Here is a 15,682-nt window from a genome sequence, read left to right on the forward strand (position 1 = left end):
CGTGAAGACCTTCGACGAACTGTTCGCCGAGCTGAGCCACAAGGCGGCCACGCGCCCAGCGGACTCCGGGACGGTGGTCGCGCTCGACGCGGGCGTGCACGCGCAGGGCAAGAAGGTACTCGAAGAGGCGGGCGAGGTGTGGCTCGCGGCCGAGCACGAACCCGACGAGCGGCTCGCCGAGGAGATCTCGCAGCTGCTGTACCGGGTGCAGGTGCTCATGCTCGGCAGGGGTCTGCGTGCCGAGGACGTCTACCGGTACCTGTGACCCGCGATCGCGGGCGCGGTGCGCCGGGTGTGCCAGAGGGGTCCGTAGTCCATGCTCCGTGTAGCGGCAGATAGGGGAAAGGTAGCACCATGCTTCGTGTAGCCGTGCCGAACAAGGGCACGCTGTCCGGGCCCGCATCCGAGATGCTCGCCGAGGCGGGGTACCGGCAACGCCATGAAGCGCGCGACCTCATCCTGATCGATCCGGTCAATGAGGTGGAGTTCTTCTTCCTGCGCCCCAAGGACATCCCGATCTATGTGGGTTCCGGCGAGCTCGACCTGGGGATCACGGGCAGGGATCTCGCCCTGGACTCGGGTGCTCCTGTCGAGGACCGGCTCAGCCTCGGGTTCGGCGGGTCGACCTTCCGGTACGCGGCCCCCGCGGACCGCGAATGGACCATCGGTGATCTCGCAGGCAAGCGGGTGGCGACCTCGTACCCGCGCCTGGTGCAAGACGATCTCGCGGGCCACGGCGTCGAGGCCGAGGTGATCCGGTTGGACGGCGCGGTGGAGATCTCCATCCAGCTCGGCGTGGCCGAGGCGATCGGGGATGTGGTCGGTTCCGGCCGTACCCTGCGGCAGAACAACCTCGTTGCGTTCGGCGAGCCGATCTGCCAGTCCGAGGCCGTGCTCATCCAGCGCGCCGCCAGCACGGGATCGGACAACGAGAAGTGGAAGGCTCAGCTGACGGCCCGCCTGCAGGGCGTCGTGTTCGCCCAGCAGTACATGATGATCGACTACGACTGCCCACGCTCGCTGCTTGACGCGGCCGTCGACCTCACACCGGGCCTCGAGTCGCCGACCGTGGCCCCGCTCGCCGAGGAGGGCTGGGTGGCCGTTCGCGCGATGGTCGCTCGCAAGGAGGTCAACCACACCATGGACGCGCTGGCCGAGCTGGGAGCCAAAGCCGTACTGGCCTCCGACATCCGCTCCTGCCGCCTGTAGCGGGCGACGCTCGCGGGCACGTCGCCGGGTACTCCGGGGTGATCCGCCGGAAGTGGCGCTCAGCGCGACTTGCGCCGCGGCATGAGGTCGTACAACCCGCTGCGCGCACCGGTGTCCCTGCGGCTGCGGGTTCCGGAGATGTCGCTGATGAAGTCCTCGAAGACGAACTCCTCGGTACCGTCCGCGGCCGGTTTGGTCCCCTGCGCGGAGGTCTGCTGGGCACGACGCCCTTCGAGAATCTGGGCGATCTGGTGAAACGCCGATGTCTGGACGCAGTGTGGCGCGAACGTGGTGATCGGTATCCCGCGCTGGGCCGCCTCGTTGATCACCACTCCCATCGGGATGTGCGGCAGTACCGGGATACCCATGGCATGTAGCTCACGCAACGCGGTATCGGCGTAGGCAGACATCGGCCTGCGGTACAACCCTGGTACGAGGCCGTAGTAGGTGATGGGGTCACGGTCGATCAGCTGCTCGAGATAGTTCACCTGCTCGTAGAGCAACCGCAGCGCGCGGATACTCGTGCGGTCCGGCTGGACGGGAACGAGCACGCCGTGCGTCGCGGCCAGCGCGTTGTTGGTCAGCAGGTCGAGAGCCGGTGGGCAGTCGATGATCACGTGATCGTAGTTGCCGAACTGGATCACCCGGGCCAGCTGCCATCCCGGCACCCGGAACTGGTCGAGCCTGCGCACCAGGTCGAACATGCCTGGTGCGGTCGGCACGACATCCAGGCAGCCACCCGGCGCGACAGAGCACCGCGGATGGCGCACGGCGAGCTCCTCGACGGAGCCCTTCCACATCTTGCTCAGCGCCAGCGGCAGGCTCGGCTGGCCCGGCTGTGCCTCCGGCAGGCCCAGGAACTCGGTGGTGGCGTGACCCTGCGGATCGAGGTCGACAAGCAGGGTCCGCTTGCCCTGCTCGGCGAGCGCGGCGGAGACGCCCACGCTCAGGGCCGTCTTACCGACCCCACCCTTCTGGTTGATCACGGAGGTGATCTGCATGGCCAATGTCGTAGCTCCTGTGTCCCATCACGGCCCGAGGAGGGCCTGCCCGAGCGGAGCGGACTCCCGCACGGTAATCGGTCACGCCGGTGTTCGCGACCGCGACGCGCTACCCCGGCTTCCTGCGCCGTACGAGCAGCGCCTGCGCACCGGTCGCCACCTGCCCGAGCCGATCGTGCAGGACGCTGGTTGCCGTGCCGACGCCACGAGGGCCGATGACGGTGTTGGCGTCGATGCCGACCCATTCACCCACCGGTTCTCGTTGCACGTGCACGGTCAGCTCGGTGTTGATGAACAGCCAGTCCTCGATGTCGAGAGGGCTGGACAACCCGTTCGCGGAGTCGGCGACGGTCATGAGGCGCTGCAACGGGCTGGGTCGCTCGCCGGAGACGAGATCGACGCGCTGGCGCACCCACGCGCATGCCGGACCGGGCTCGCCGAACGCGCCGTGCACGAGGTACCAGTCCATGGCGTCGAGATAGCCGGGGCGCCATCCCGGAGGGCGGGTGGCGGGTTCGGCCTGCGGGACAGCGGGTAGTACCCCCGCGCCGCCGGTGACGTGGTCGCCGGTGTCCGAGCTCGCGATGCGCCAGGCCGTAGCGGTCGCCACCAGCCGCCCGTCGGCGGTGAGCTCACCGCGCAGCTGTTCGACGGAGCGTCCCGGCCGCTCGACCCGCGCCGAGACCGCCACCTCCGTCACGGGGACGGGTCCGAGAATGTCCACTGTGACTCGCCCGAGCACGCTTTCCCCGTCACCGGGTAGCGCCTCCAGCGCGCGTACGAGCAACGCCGACGGCGGGCCGAGGTGCTGGGCGTCGGCGAACCACGGGCCAGCGGTGTGCGGGGTCGACGTGAACACGCCGTCACCCGCGGCGTCGTAGAATGCGTCCACCACAACACGCTCCTAATCGGATCTGTCCAGCACGGTCTCGGCCGCGCCGAGGGAACTGGGCCATCCCGGATACTCCGGTGGGGAGCCCCCGTAGGCCGGGCAGATCGGCTTGTGATCACACCAGCCGCACAGCTTGCTGGGGTTGGGGCGGAAATCGCCGGACTCGCCCGCGCGCAGGATCGCTTGCCAGATCGCGTCCAGCGTCCGTTCGAACTTGCGTAGCTCGGCCTCGTCCGGGGCGTAGGTCAGCTGCTGCGCATCGGCGAGGTAGAGCAATTTCAGCTGGCGAGGTACTACCCCCCGCAACCGCCACAGCACGACCGCGTAGAACTTCATCTGGAACAGCGCCTTGGCCTCGCCGACCTCGCGCGGCGCGGAGCCGGTCTTGTAGTCGACCACGCGGATATCGCCTGCGGGGGCGACATCGAGCCGGTCCACGTACCCGCGCAGCCGCAACCCGGAGGACAGCTCCGTCTCCAGGTAGAGCTCGCAGGCCTCCGGACGCAGGGTGCTGGGGTCCTCGAGCTGGAAGTAGGCGTCGAGCAGGCGCTGTGCGGACGCGAGCCACTCGGACCGCGCCGGGGTGTCGTCGCCGTCGAACGCCTCCTGCCACTCGGGGTGCTCGGCGTAGAGCTCGGTCCAGGCGGGTTCGAGCAACGCGCTCGCCGCCGCCGGGTCCCGTTCCTCGGGCGGGTGGGCGTAGAGGCGCTCGAGCACGGTGTGTACGAGGATGCCGCGAACCTGTGCGCGGCTGGGGGACTCGGGGAGCTTGTCGATCACGCGCAAGCGGTACAGCAGGGGGCACTGCTTGAAGTCACTGGCCCTGGACGGTGACAGCGCTGGCTGGCGTCGCGGTTCGGCGTCGGCAGGGGCACTCTGACTCATACCGAGCACCCTATGCCAGATGACCGACAAGGGGGTGGACCGCGCGACAGCCGCGGGGTGGCCGTGTCGCGTGCGTCCGGTACGGACATCGCATCACTGCTGACACACACCGCACCGTTTATCGTGCTCGGTGTGTCATCGACCGGAGAGGACAGGGCGAGCGGGCCACGTTCGGTGAACCTGACGCGCGGCGGGTTGCTGCTGTGCAAGGTCCGAGGGGTGCCGGTGTTGCTCGCCCCCTCGTGGTGGCTCGGTGCGTTCGTGCTCGTCGTGCTGTACGCGCCGCTGGTGGGCAGGGTGCTTCCGGGTGCGGGGCCGGTGGTGTCCTGGGCCGTCGCGACGGCGTTCGCGCTGCTGCTCGGTGCGTCGGTGCTGGCACACGAGCTGGGACACACCCTCGTGGCGCTGCGCATGGGGCTTCCCGTGCGCCGCGTGCGGCTCTTCCTGCTCGGCGGGCTCTCCGAGATCGCGCGCATGCCGCGGCGGCCCGGGCAGGAAGGGCTGGTCGCGGTGGCCGGCCCCGTGGTGTCCCTCGTGCTGGCCGCGGCGTTCGCCGGGATGCTGCTGACGGTACCGGCAGGCGGTGCCGTGTGGCTGCTCGTGGCGCAGTGCGCGGTCGCCAACGGGCTCGTGGGCGTGTTCAACCTCCTGCCGGGACTCCCGCTCGACGGGGGACGCATCCTCCGCGCGGGCGTGTGGTCGGTCACGGGGGCGCGCTCGACGGGGACCCGTGCCGCGGCCGTGGGGGGCGGCGTGATCGCGGCCGGGTTGTTCGTCTGGGCGTTGCACGGCATCGCCGTGGACAGTCCGGACCGCTGGCTGCGGCTGGCGCTCGGCCTGCTGGTCGGCTGGTTCGTGCTGGCAGGAGCGCGGGCGGAGCTGCGAGCCGACCGGCGCAGGCAGGGTCGCGCCGAGCTGGACGTGGCCCGGCTGATGCGGCCGGTGCTGCAGCTGTCGGCGGAGAGCCCTGTCGCTGACGCCCTGGCTGCGGGTGCCGGTCGAGGGGTCGTTCTGGTGCGCGTCGACGGCATCGCTGCTGGCCTGCTCGATGCGCACGCCGCACGGGAGCTGGCCGCCCGGTCGCCGCAGGCGCCCGCGGCGCAGGCAGCGGAGCCGGTGCGCCCCGAGACGATCGTGCTGGTCTCCGAGCCGGGAGACGAGATCGCCGAACGTGTGCGCGACACTCCCGCCTGGCAGTTCCTGGTCATCGACGACGAGGGCCGTCCGGCCGGCGTGCTGCACAGGCAGGACGTGCACGGTGCGGCCGAATGACGCTTTCGGTCCCGTGCGTGGAGTGAACGCGTCGTTCAGCGCATCCGGCTGTGGGGGTGGGGGACGGGTCTGGGACGATCGAACGCTGCTGGTTCGGCGCGACAAATGGAGGAGATCGAGTGTCCGGGCGAGGGCCGTTTGGAGTAGGGGACCGGGTACAGCTGACGGACCCGAAGGGGCGGCGCTACACCATCGTGCTGTCCGAGGGTGGCGAGTACCACACGCATCGCGGCCTGCTGGCGCACGACGAGCTCATCGGTCAGCCGGAGGGGTCGGTGGTGAGCTCGGCAGGCGGCACCAGTTACCTCGCGATGCGCCCGTTGCTCGCCGACTACGTCCGGTCGATGCCCCGGGGCGCGCAGGTCATCTATCCCAAGGACGCGGCACAGATCGTGATGTGGGGCGATGTGTTCCCCGGCGCCCGCGTCCTGGAGGCGGGCGCGGGCTCGGGGGCGTTGACGTGCTCGCTGCTGCGGGCTGTCGGGCACGACGGCAGCGTGCTCTCCTACGAGTCCCGCGAGGACCACGCGGGACACGCCAGGGCCAACGTCGAGCGGTTCTTCGGGGAGCAGCCGGAGAACTGGTCGTTGCACGTGCAGGACATCGCCGAGCACACCGGGGAGGTCGATCGGATCATCCTGGATATGCTCTCCCCGTGGGACTCCCTACCCACCGTCGCCGCGAGCCTTGTCGCGGGCGGGGTGCTGACCGTCTACGTCGCCACCGTCACGCAGCTGTCCCGTATCGCCGAGGCGCTGCGCGAGCAGCAGTGCTGGACCGAGCCGGAAACCTGGGAAACCATCGACCGGCCGTGGCACGTCGTCGGTCTCGCGGTGCGGCCGGAACACCGCATGCAGGGGCATACGGCTTTCTTGCTGACCGCGCGTCGGCTGGCCGACGGCGTAACGCCGCCCCGCGTGCACCGGCGCCCGAGCCGGGGCTGACCCGGGCCGGCCCCTGCGCGGCCGGTCCTGCGCGGCGGGACCGGGCGCGGTGCGGTCACTGCGCAGCGGCCCGACCACCCGTCACGCACCAGCGCGACCCGTTCCGGACGAGGTGAAGGGTGATTTCCTCCGCGGCCGAGCCCACCTCGGCGAGCACGACGCAGTGCGCTCGGTCGGGGTCGGCCTGCTCGACGACAGGGTCGCCGAGCAGCGTGAACCGGGCTTGCGGCGCGATCTCGGCGAGATCCTCCGCGCGGGCGCTGGACGGTTCGCACAGTACGCGCTGGAACCGCGCGAGGTCCCTGGTGTTGGCGGCGGCCACGAGCTCGTCGGCGACGCGCCGTGCCTCGGCGGTGTGCGAGCCGTCCGCGCGTCTCGCCATCCCGGCATCGCTCTGGCCACCGGGGGAGTCGAGCGGTGGCTCGGTCGCCGTGCCGCGTGACACGGCTGGTCGGGTCGTGCTCGCGTGCAGTAACAACGCGAGGATCCCGATGCCGGTGGCAAGCACCAGTACGACCCCGACAGCGACCCCCAGTGCCATGCTCCCGCGTCTCGACCTCATGGCCAGCCGCCTTTCCCCAGTCAGGTGACGCACCACCGGCCGGACTCCTTTTTCATGGACAGCTCCCTCGACTCCGAGACCTCCTCACCGCTGTCCGGATCGGTTCCGGTCACCTCGAACGGCGCCGTCGCCGAGTCGCCGTCGATCACCGGGTCGCCGGTGAGCCGGAACTCCTCGTCGGTGAAGTCGTCGAACGCGCCGTCCGGCGGCTCGTCCGGATCGCAGGAGACCGACCTGGCGAGCTCGGTATCGCGTTCGTTGAGCGCCCGCATGGCCGTCTCGGCCGTGTCGCGCGCTTCCTCCTGATCCCGGGCACCGTCCTGCCCACCGTCATCCTGCCCCTCGTCGGGATCCTGCACGTCCGGCGCAGGAGGTTCGTCCTCCTGCTCGGCGGGGTCATCCTGCCGTTCGGCCTGCTCGGTGGCCTGCGGTGCGGCATCCTCGGAGTCCGAGGAGTCATCGCCGCCGGCTATCAGGATCAGTGCCACGATCCCGGCGGCTACCAGCAGCGCTGCCGCCACGGCGACACCGATGAGGATCCCTCGCTTCCGCCGCCTGCGGTCCGCCTCGTCGAACTCGTCGAAGCCGCCGCCGGGGCCGCCAGGGCCGGGCGGTCCCGGCGGTCCCGGCGGGCCGTAGCCGCCGCGGTAGGGATCCTGCGGCTGCCCGTAGGCACCGGCCGGATCCGCCGGGTATGCCCCCGGCTGGGTGTACTGCCTTGTGGGATCGGGCCCCGGCGGCGGCTGATGGTGCGGATAGTCACGGCCGGACCGGCCGTGCTCCGGGAAGCCGTGCGGGGGAGCACCCGGCTGCTGTCCGTATCCTGGAGGGTGTGGAGGTTGACCGCCGGGAAAGCCACCCCCCGGCTGGGGTCCGTACGGGTCCTGCGGCCCGTTCTGTCCCGGCTGTCGCGGAGGCTGCGTCATGGAGATCCCTTCATGGCGTATTGACAAGGATCCGGGTGTCCGTCCGGCACGCGCCGCTGACGCCGGTGTGGCACGCGGTACGGCATCCTACGCGAAGTCGTTATCCGGTTCGGTGTGTGTGGAGCGTGCCACACTCTCCGTGGCCTTGTCGGTGGAGTCACGGGATCTGCTCGACAATCCTGTCAGCCGGAGGGACTATTCATGCTCGGCCAGCGATGTCCGAGGTTTGCGCGAGATCAACTCCGGGTAGCCGGATACTCGACCCCTGGTACACGAAATCGGAGCATTGCGTCAACGCGCCCGCTGTGTTTGGGAGGCGACGCGTCGATTCTGTAATACAGAAAGGGCTTTGATTGCGGAAGATCACCGGTACCGTTGAGGGAAATACGTCCGAGGAGGTGCCGCATGCAGAACGACCACCCCGGTAGCCGGCAGGACGACGCCGAGCCGACTGATACCAGCGGCACGACGAGGGACGCCGCCACTGACAGCGAGCTCGCCGAGGAGCAGGCGCGGCAGATTCGCTTTCTCGAGGAGGAAGTGGCTCTCCTGCGGCGTAGGGCCGCCGGTTCGGCGCAGAGTGACAGGGTGCTCGAGCAGCGCCTCGCGGAGGCGTCGGAGCGGATCAACCAGCTGACCGAACGCAACAACAAGCTCGTCGAGACGTTGCGTGACGCGCGCTCGCAGTTGCTTGCCCTGCGGGAAGAGGTCGACCGGCTCGCTCAGCCGCCGAGCGGTTACGGCGTGTTCCTCGGCGCCTACGAGGACAAGACGGTCGACGTGTTCACCTCGGGACGGAAGATGCGTGTCTCGGTCTCGCCGAACGTCGATGTCGAGAACCTGCGTCGTGGTCAGGCGCTGCGGCTCAACGAGGCGTTGACCGTGGTGGAGGCCGGTGAGTTCGAGCGCACCGGCGAGGTGTGCGGGTTGCGCGAGGTGCTCGCCGCGCCGAGCGAGGACCAGTGCGCGCGGGCACTCGTCGTCGGGCATACCGACGAGGAGCGGGTCGTTTTCCTCGCCGACCCGCTCGCCGACCAGGAGCTCAAGTCGGGCGACTCGCTGCTCGTGGACAGCAAGGCCGGTTTCGCGTACGAGCGGGTGCCGAAGGCCGAGGTCGAGGACCTCGTGCTGGAGGAGGTCCCCGATGTGCGCTACGAGGACATCGGCGGGCTCTACCGGCAGATCGAACAGATCCGGGACGCGGTCGAGCTGCCGTTCCTGCATGCGGACCTGTATCACCAGTACCAGCTGCACCCGCCGAAGGGTGTGCTGCTGTACGGGCCACCCGGTTGCGGCAAGACACTCATCGCCAAGGCCGTGGCGAACTCCCTTGCGAAGCAGGTCGCCGCAGGACGGGGCGACGAGGGGCTCAGCGACGCCAAGTCGTACTTCCTCAACATCAAGGGACCGGAGCTGCTGAACAAGTTCGTCGGTGAGACCGAGCGGCACATCCGGCTGATCTTCCAGCGCGCGCGGGAGAAGGCGTCGGAAGGTACCCCGGTGATCGTGTTCTTCGACGAGATGGACTCGATCTTCCGTACCCGGGGAAGCGGCGTGTCCTCGGACGTCGAGACCACGATCGTGCCCCAGCTGCTCTCCGAGATCGATGGTGTCGAGGGCCTGGAGAACGTGATCGTGATCGGTGCCTCGAACCGCGAGGACATGATCGATCCGGCGATCCTGCGGCCGGGCAGGCTGGACGTCAAGATCAAGATCGAGCGTCCGGACGCCGAGGCGGCCAAGGACATCTTCTCCAAGTACCTCACTTCCGACCTGCCGATTCACGCCGAGGACCTGGCCGAGTTCGGCGGCGACGAAAGCTCGACCATCGAGGCGATGGTCCAGCACACCGTCGAACGGATGTACGAGGAAAGCGACGAGAACCGCTTCCTCGAGGTCACCTACGCCAACGGTGACAAGGAGGTGCTGTACTTCCGGGACTTCAACTCCGGCGCCATGATCGAGAACATCGTGGACCGGGCGAAGAAGGCCGCGATCAAGTCGGTGCTGGAGACCAAGAAGCCGGGGCTGCGGGTGCAGCACCTGCTGGACGCGATCGTGGACGAGTTCGCGGAGAACGAGGACCTGCCCAACACCACGAACCCCGACGACTGGGCGCGTATCTCGGGGAAGAAGGGCGAGCGGATCGTCTACATCCGCACGCTGGTCACCGGGAAGAACCAGGACTCGGGTCGGGCGATCGACACCGCGACGAACACCGGGCAGTACCTCTGAGGGCTGTACGGCAACCGACCGCGCGGGCGGCGCCGGGAACCTGTCCCGGCGCCGCCCGCCGCTGTGTCGGTCCCTGGCGGTCACGTCGTTCGGCACGGGCCCCTCACGGGCTCCGGCCAAGGGGCGCGGCTCCTGCGGCAGGCGGGGTGCCCGTTCGGGCACGCGGGTGGCACGGAAGCCGGCGCATGGCGGGACGATGGCGGAGGTGACCCGGTTCGGCCTGGGGCTGGCCGCGGTCGGCAGGCCCGCGTACATCAACCTGGGCCGGGCACAGGAGCTGCCGGCCGAGCGGAGTGTCGAGGCGATGCGCGCGGTGACGGCCTCGGTGCTGGACACCGCCTACGCGGCGGGGGTGCGCTGGATCGATGTGGCGCGCTCCTACGGAAGGGCGGAGGAGTTCCTCGGCGAGTGGATGGCCCTGCGTGGGTACCCGGACCTGACCGTCTCCAGCAAGTGGGGCTACGCCTATGTCGGCGGGTGGCGTACCGACGCCGAGGTGCATGAGGTCAAGGAACACTCGCTGGCGCGACTGACCACACAGTGGCTGGAGAGTCGCGAGGCGCTCGGCGACGCCATCGCGCTCTACCAGGTGCATTCGCTGACGGTGGACAGCCCGCTGTTCACCGACCGGCCCCTGCTGCGGGCACTCGCCGACCTGGCAGCGAGCGGGGTGCGGGTGGGGTTCTCCACCTCCGGTGCCGCACAGGCCGATGTGATCCGGGCTGCGCTGGACCTTGAGGTGGACGGGGAGCGGGTGTTCACGGCTGTGCAGTCCACCTGGAACGTCCTCGAGCCGTCCGCGGGAGCGGCTCTTGCCGAGGCCCACGCCGCGGGATGTCACGTGCTGGTCAAGGAGCCGCTGGCGAACGGGCGTCTTGTGGTGCACCCGCCCGCACCGGTGACCCGGTTGGCCGTGGAACACCGGGTGGGACCGGACGCTGTCGCGCTGGCCGCGGTGTGTGCCCAGCCGTGGGCGGACACGGTGCTGCTCGGCCCCGCGAGCGCGGGCCAGCTGGAATCCAATCTGGCGGCCGCCGATGTGACGCTCGACGGCGCGGAGCTCACCGCGCTGCACGAGCAGGCCGAGGACGCGCACGCGTACTGGAAGCACCGCGGCCTGCTGGCCTGGAGCTGACCCGACCTTCCCGGACGGGTGCGGCGCTGGAGTGCCCGCTCGGCACGCCGCCGCAGGTGATGGGCGGGTAATCACTGGGCACGGCATCGCGGGGCGGAAGCGCCCGGGGCGGTAGCGCGACACGGCGGCGCGTCCATTATGTTGGATTCTTGCCCGACTCCGGTGCGTGGGAACACGGCGCGGGAGTGCCCCGGATCATGAGGAAAGGGTTGGACGGTGCGTCACGGGCCGATAACGGCGATGGTCGGGGTCGCGCTCGTCGCGGTGCTCTCCGCGTGTGCGGACCGCCCCAATGACCTGGACACCTACTACGACGACCGGGACGGCTCGACCGAGCGGGCCGAGCAGGCAGGCCAGGCCGACGGTCCCGGAACCGACGACGAGCCTGCCAGTACCGTCGATGCCCAGGCCCAGCGCACGGCGGGCGCCGCGCTGATGTGGGACGGCGATGTCGCCGATGAAGGGGTGCAACGTCGGGAGTCCGGTCCCGGCACGCCAGAGGGCTGCCTGGCCGAGGTCCTGGACGGTGGCGGGGGCGATGCCTCGGACGGCGAGGGGGACAGCGGCGATACGGACAGCGATGAGGTTACGGACTCCTACCACGCCGCCGCCTGGGAGTACCCCACCGGTTCACATCTGGATCACTATGTCACCGCGCTGCCCGCGGACTCCGGCTCCGTCCTCGCGGCCCTCGACTGCCCTGGCGAGCCACTGGACGTCGACGTAACGGGTATCGACGAGCACACCGCCCTGTGCGTGCACGTCGAGCAGGAGGACTCCACGTGTACGGCCCTTCTGCAGCACGAGCAGGTCTTCTCGGTGGTACGGGTCACCGCACGGTGGGCGCCGCGCGCCGAGGAAGCCATCGAGCGGCTCGCGCCGATCGCCGCCGACGCCCTGGAACGGCCATAGGCCGGTTACCCGTAGGCTGGAGTCATGCGGCGGATCATGGGAACCGAGGTGGAGTACGGCATCGCGGTGCCGGGTGACCCCACGGCGAATCCAGTACTGACATCCACACAGGTCGTGCTCGCGTACGCGGCGGCAGCGGACATCCCGCGGGCGCGCCGGGCACGGTGGGACTACGAGGTGGAGTCCCCGCTCAGGGACGCGCGTGGGTTCGACCTCAGCGGGCAGGGCGGACCGCCGCAGGACCCCGATGTCGAGGATCTGGGGGCGGCCAACGTGATCCTCACCAACGGGGCGCGCCTGTACGTCGACCACGCCCATCCGGAGTACTCCGCTCCCGAGGTCACCAACCCGCGGGACGCCGTGGTCTGGGACAAGGCCGGTGAGCGGGTGATGGAGCAGGCCGCGATGAAGGCTGCGACGGTCCCTGGTCAGCCCCAGCTGCAGCTGTACAAGAACAACGTGGACGGCAAGGGCGCCAGCTACGGCACGCACGAGAACTACCTTATGGCCCGCAACACCCCGTTCACCTCGGTCATCACGGGGCTGACACCGTTCTTCGTCTCCCGCCAGGTCATCACGGGGTCGGGCCGGGTAGGCATCGGGCAGCAGGGCGAGGAAGAAGGTTTCCAGCTCTCCCAGCGTGCGGACTACATCGAGGTCGAGGTCGGCCTGGAGACCACCCTCAAACGCGGCATCATCAACACCCGCGACGAACCGCACGCGGACGCGGACAAGTACCGCAGGCTGCACGTGATCATCGGGGACGCGAACCTCGCCGAGTACGCCACCTACCTCAAGCTGGGCAGTACGGCACTCGTCCTGGACATGGTCGAAGCCGGCATCACGTTCGAGGACCTGAAGCTGCACGACCCGGTCCGTGCGGTGCGCCAGATCAGCCACGACCCCACACTGAGGGCGAAGGTGGAGCTGGCGGACGGGCGGATGTTCTCCGGGCTGGACCTGCAGTACGCCTATCACGAGCGGGCCCTGGCCTTCGCCGAGCGCGAGCGCGACGAGACACGGGACGACGTGCTGTCGCTGTGGGGCGAGATCCTCGACAAGCTGGCCCGGGACCCCTCCGAGTGCGCCGACCTGCTGGACTGGCCCGCGAAGCTGCTGCTGCTGGAGAACTACCGGGTACGGGACGCGCTCGGGTGGGCCGCGCCGCGGCTGCACATGATCGACCTGCAGTACTCGGATGTGCGCCTGGACAAGGGCCTGTACAACAGGTTGGTCACGCGCGGCTCGATGCGGCGGATGGTCGGCGAGGACGAGGTGCACGCGGCGATGACCGCGCCGCCGGAGGACACCAGGGCGTACTTCCGGGGGCGGGCACTCGAGAAGTACGCGGCCTCGATCGCGGCCGCCTCCTGGGACTCCGTCATCTTCGACGTCGGCAAGGAGTCGCTCGTCCGTATCCCCACGCTCGAGCCGTTGCGGGGCACGAAAGCGCATGTCGGGCAGCTGCTCGACGAGGCCGAGACCGCTGAGCAGCTCGTGGCGGAACTGACCGGCTGACGAGCGGGCGCGCCGGGGCATTCGTTGTACGAACGAGAACCCCGTATGGCCCGAATACTAGGTAGCCTGGACATGAGCACCGTTGATCAGGAGGCGACATGGCTCAGGAGAAGATCGAACGGCACGGCGGTGGCGATTCCGAGGAGGAGAACGAGGAGGGTGGCCCCGCGGGTCAGGAACGCCGGCAGGAGATGAACGAGGACGTCGACACGATCCTGGACGAGATCGACGACGTACTCGAGGAGAACGCGGAGGACTTCGTGCGCGCCTACGTGCAGAAGGGCGGTCAGTAGCAGGTCACCGCGTGTTACGTGGCCGGGTCGTGCCCGCCTCGCCGGGTGTCGCGCACTCGCCCGCGTACGCTCCGTTCCAGCGCACGTCACGTCAGAGAGATGGGAACCGCGAGAACGTATGGACAACACGTCGCCCGCGCACAACCGCGGGGCTCTGCCATCGGGTTACTTGTCAATGGAGTCCTCGTCCTTCACCGATTTCCTTCGCAACCAAGCACCTGACCTACTGCCACACAGCCGATCGAACGGCTCCGCGTCGGAGCTGAACGCACCGCACGGCACCACGATCGTCGCGATGACATTCTCCGGTGGCGTCCTCATCGCGGGCGACCGCCGGGCCACGACCGGAAACGTGATCGCCTCTCGTGACCTGGAGAAGGTGTTCGTCACCGACGAGCACTCGGCAGTCGGTATCGCCGGTACGGCCGGTATCGCCCTGGAGCTCGTCCGGCTGTACGCGGTCGAGCTGGAGCACTACGAGAAGATCGAAGGGATCGCGCTGTCGCTGGACGGCAAGACGAACAAGCTGGCCACGATGGTGCGCGGCAACCTCGACGTGGCCATGGCAGGCCTCGCCGTCATTCCGCTGTTCGCCGGGTACGACATCGAAGCGACCGAACCGGACAAAGCGGGACGTATCGTCTCGTTCGACGCCACGGGAGGCCGGTTCGAGGAAACCGCCGGTTACCACGCGATCGGTTCCGGGTCGCTGTTCGCCAAGTCCTCGTTGAAGAAGCTCTACGACCCCGATGCCGGCGAGGACCAGGCCATCCGGGTTGCGATCGAGGCACTGTTCGACGCGGCCGACGACGACACCGCCACCGGCGGGCCCGACCTCGTCCGGCGTATCTTCCCCAGCGTGGTGACCATCACGGCCGATGGCGCCACCCGGCTGTCGGACGACCGCGCGGCATCCGTCGCCGAGGAGGTCGTCGCTGCCCGCACCCGCGCCGAGGGCGGGACGGGCTGACGCCGGACGTCCGGAACGGCATTCGTACGCAGGCCAGGAGTGCGACCAGCAACCTGCTGAGAAGAGTGGAGATCGATCACCGTGACGATGCCGCTGTACGCATCCCCCGAACAGCTCATGCGCGACAAGTCGGAGTATGCCCGCAAGGGCATATCGCGCGGTCGCAGCGTAGTGGCGCTGAAGTACGCCGACGGCGTGCTGTTCGTGGCGGAGAACCCGTCACCGACACTGCACAAGGTTTCCGAGATCTACGACCGGATCGGGTTCGCCGCTGCCGGTCGCTACAGCGAGTACGAGAGCTTGCGCCGGGCCGGCATCAAGCATGCCGACCTGTGGGGTTACTCCTATGACCGGCGGGATGTCTCGGCACGCCAGCTGGCGAACGTCTACGCACAGACCCTGGGGTCGATCTTCACCGAGCAGGTCAAGCCGTTCGAGGTGGAGTTGGCCGTGGCCGAGGTCGGCACCATGCCGGAGGAGGACCAGCTCTACCGGCTGACCTACGACGGCTCGATCGTGCACGAGCCGAAGTACCTGGTGATGGGAGGCCAGACGGAGCCCATCGTCAGCAAGCTCAACGACCGCTACGAGGCGGGTTGCTCGCTGGAGGACGCGGTGCGCCTTGCCGTGACGGTGCTCAGCGCCGCGACGAGCAACGGGTCCAGCAGCGAGCTGGGCAAGCTGGAGGTCGCGGTCCTCGAGCGCGCGCGGCCGCGGAGGGCGTTCCGGCGCATCACCGGTGCGGCGCTGACCGCCTTGATGCCTGACGCGGGGTCCGGTAAGGGCAACGGGGCAGGCGACGATTCCCAGGACGGCACGGATACCTCGGCCGGATCCGAGGAGAACGAGCCCGAGGGCGGGGCCGAGTCGGACAGCGGCGACGAGGGGGCAGGTCGATGAGCGGTCGGCACGCACCGATGGCCCGCGA

General features: G+C 69.3%; 16 protein-coding genes. 11 read left to right on the forward strand and 5 right to left on the reverse strand.

The genetic code is table 11. The annotated features are described in order from the left end of the window. Nucleotide 1 precedes the first annotated feature (1 nt). Together H0B56_RS09655 and hisG are read left to right on the forward strand one after the other, a co-directional pair. Complete coding sequence (locus H0B56_RS09655) at nt 2-265, forward strand: phosphoribosyl-ATP diphosphatase (RefSeq protein ID WP_180892641.1); 264 nt, start codon at nt 2-4, stop codon at nt 263-265. An 89-nt stretch (nt 266-354) separates the two neighbouring features. Beyond that, on the forward strand, nt 355-1,209 hold the full coding sequence (gene hisG, locus H0B56_RS09660; RefSeq protein WP_180892642.1) for an ATP phosphoribosyltransferase: 855 nt from the start codon (nt 355-357) through the stop codon (nt 1,207-1,209). 59 nt (nt 1,210-1,268) lie between these two features. Here hisG and H0B56_RS09665 read toward each other — a convergent pair whose 3' ends face one another. The 3 genes from H0B56_RS09665 to H0B56_RS09675 form a co-directional block, all read right to left on the reverse strand. Next, nucleotides 1,269-2,210 carry a ParA family protein gene (locus H0B56_RS09665; protein WP_180892643.1) on the reverse strand — a complete coding sequence of 314 codons (942 nt, stop codon included), beginning with the start codon at nt 2,208-2,210 and terminating at the stop codon, nt 1,269-1,271. A gap of 109 nt (nt 2,211-2,319) precedes the next feature. Beyond that, complete coding sequence (locus tag H0B56_RS09670) at nt 2,320-3,105, reverse strand: acyl-CoA thioesterase domain-containing protein (RefSeq protein ID WP_180892644.1); 786 nt, start codon at nt 3,103-3,105, stop codon at nt 2,320-2,322. 9 nt (nt 3,106-3,114) lie between these two features. Then, nucleotides 3,115-3,987: a RecB family exonuclease gene (locus H0B56_RS09675; RefSeq protein WP_180892645.1), complete on the reverse strand. Its 873-nt coding sequence runs from the start codon at nt 3,985-3,987 to the stop codon at nt 3,115-3,117. A gap of 132 nt (nt 3,988-4,119) precedes the next feature. Between H0B56_RS09675 and H0B56_RS09680 the strand changes: the two genes are divergently transcribed. Both H0B56_RS09680 and H0B56_RS09685 read left to right on the forward strand, forming a co-directional pair. Then, a complete protein-coding gene (locus H0B56_RS09680) occupies nt 4,120-5,259 on the forward strand; it encodes a site-2 protease family protein (RefSeq protein WP_425484519.1) in 1,140 nt (379 codons plus the stop codon). 119 nt (nt 5,260-5,378) lie between these two features. Further along, nucleotides 5,379-6,203: a tRNA (adenine-N1)-methyltransferase gene (locus tag H0B56_RS09685; protein ID WP_180892646.1), complete on the forward strand. Its 825-nt coding sequence runs from the start codon at nt 5,379-5,381 to the stop codon at nt 6,201-6,203. A 55-nt stretch (nt 6,204-6,258) separates the two neighbouring features. On the opposite strand, the gene H0B56_RS09690 is transcribed toward H0B56_RS09685, so the two are convergent. Together H0B56_RS09690 and H0B56_RS09695 are read right to left on the reverse strand one after the other, a co-directional pair. Continuing rightward, complete coding sequence (locus tag H0B56_RS09690; protein ID WP_180892647.1) at nt 6,259-6,744, reverse strand: hypothetical protein; 486 nt, start codon at nt 6,742-6,744, stop codon at nt 6,259-6,261. Nucleotides 6,745-6,785: 41 nt separating this feature from the next. Further along, on the reverse strand, nt 6,786-7,691 hold the full coding sequence (locus tag H0B56_RS09695; protein WP_180892648.1) for a hypothetical protein: 906 nt from the start codon (nt 7,689-7,691) through the stop codon (nt 6,786-6,788). A gap of 405 nt (nt 7,692-8,096) precedes the next feature. Between H0B56_RS09695 and arc the strand changes: the two genes are divergently transcribed. The 7 genes from arc to prcA all read left to right on the forward strand — a co-directional run bounded on the left by arc (nt 8,097) and on the right by prcA (nt 15,654). Continuing rightward, the gene (gene arc / locus H0B56_RS09700; RefSeq protein WP_180892649.1) at nt 8,097-9,926 is read left to right on the forward strand and encodes a proteasome ATPase; all 1,830 of its coding nucleotides are present in this window, start codon (nt 8,097-8,099) and stop codon (nt 9,924-9,926) included. A gap of 196 nt (nt 9,927-10,122) precedes the next feature. Beyond that, nucleotides 10,123-11,061: an aldo/keto reductase gene (locus H0B56_RS09705; RefSeq protein ID WP_180892650.1), complete on the forward strand. Its 939-nt coding sequence runs from the start codon at nt 10,123-10,125 to the stop codon at nt 11,059-11,061. A 240-nt stretch (nt 11,062-11,301) separates the two neighbouring features. Further along, nucleotides 11,302-11,973: a hypothetical protein gene (locus H0B56_RS09710; protein WP_180892651.1), complete on the forward strand. Its 672-nt coding sequence runs from the start codon at nt 11,302-11,304 to the stop codon at nt 11,971-11,973. A 24-nt stretch (nt 11,974-11,997) separates the two neighbouring features. Further along, entirely contained in the window at nt 11,998-13,491 is a 1,494-nt protein-coding gene (dop, locus tag H0B56_RS09715; protein ID WP_180892652.1) for a depupylase/deamidase Dop, read from the forward strand. Between the two features lie 98 nt (nt 13,492-13,589). Beyond that, nucleotides 13,590-13,784 carry a ubiquitin-like protein Pup gene (locus H0B56_RS09720; RefSeq protein ID WP_089302767.1) on the forward strand — a complete coding sequence of 65 codons (195 nt, stop codon included), beginning with the start codon at nt 13,590-13,592 and terminating at the stop codon, nt 13,782-13,784. 118 nt (nt 13,785-13,902) lie between these two features. Then, nucleotides 13,903-14,754 carry a proteasome subunit beta gene (prcB, locus tag H0B56_RS09725; protein WP_180892653.1) on the forward strand — a complete coding sequence of 284 codons (852 nt, stop codon included), beginning with the start codon at nt 13,903-13,905 and terminating at the stop codon, nt 14,752-14,754. Between the two features lie 81 nt (nt 14,755-14,835). Next, nucleotides 14,836-15,654, forward strand: a complete 819-nt coding sequence (prcA, locus tag H0B56_RS09730) for a proteasome subunit alpha (protein WP_180892654.1) — start codon at nt 14,836-14,838, stop codon at nt 15,652-15,654. Nucleotides 15,655-15,682: the final 28 nt, after the last annotated feature.

The organism is Haloechinothrix aidingensis (assembly GCF_013450155.1).
In the GTDB taxonomy this organism is placed as follows: domain Bacteria; phylum Actinomycetota; class Actinomycetes; order Mycobacteriales; family Pseudonocardiaceae; genus Haloechinothrix; species Haloechinothrix aidingensis.

Bases quoted from the DNA above. Each gene is read 5' to 3' on its own strand.
- hisG (WP_180892642.1), top strand. From the start codon at position 355: ATGCTTCGTGTAGCCGTGCCGAACAAGGGCACGCTGTCCGGGCCCGCA.
- H0B56_RS09665 (WP_180892643.1), bottom strand. From the start codon at position 2,210: ATGCAGATCACCTCCGTGATCAACCAGAAGGGTGGGGTCGGTAAGACG.
- H0B56_RS09675 (WP_180892645.1), bottom strand. From the start codon at position 3,987: ATGAGTCAGAGTGCCCCTGCCGACGCCGAACCGCGACGCCAGCCAGCG.
- H0B56_RS09690 (WP_180892647.1), bottom strand. From the start codon at position 6,744: ATGGCACTGGGGGTCGCTGTCGGGGTCGTACTGGTGCTTGCCACCGGC.
- H0B56_RS09695 (WP_180892648.1), bottom strand. From the start codon at position 7,691: ATGACGCAGCCTCCGCGACAGCCGGGACAGAACGGGCCGCAGGACCCG.
- arc (WP_180892649.1), top strand. From the start codon at position 8,097: ATGCAGAACGACCACCCCGGTAGCCGGCAGGACGACGCCGAGCCGACT.
- H0B56_RS09705 (WP_180892650.1), top strand. From the start codon at position 10,123: ATGGCGGAGGTGACCCGGTTCGGCCTGGGGCTGGCCGCGGTCGGCAGG.
- H0B56_RS09710 (WP_180892651.1), top strand. From the start codon at position 11,302: ATGGTCGGGGTCGCGCTCGTCGCGGTGCTCTCCGCGTGTGCGGACCGC.
- dop (WP_180892652.1), top strand. From the start codon at position 11,998: ATGCGGCGGATCATGGGAACCGAGGTGGAGTACGGCATCGCGGTGCCG.
- H0B56_RS09720 (WP_089302767.1), top strand. From the start codon at position 13,590: ATGGCTCAGGAGAAGATCGAACGGCACGGCGGTGGCGATTCCGAGGAG.
- prcB (WP_180892653.1), top strand. From the start codon at position 13,903: ATGGACAACACGTCGCCCGCGCACAACCGCGGGGCTCTGCCATCGGGT.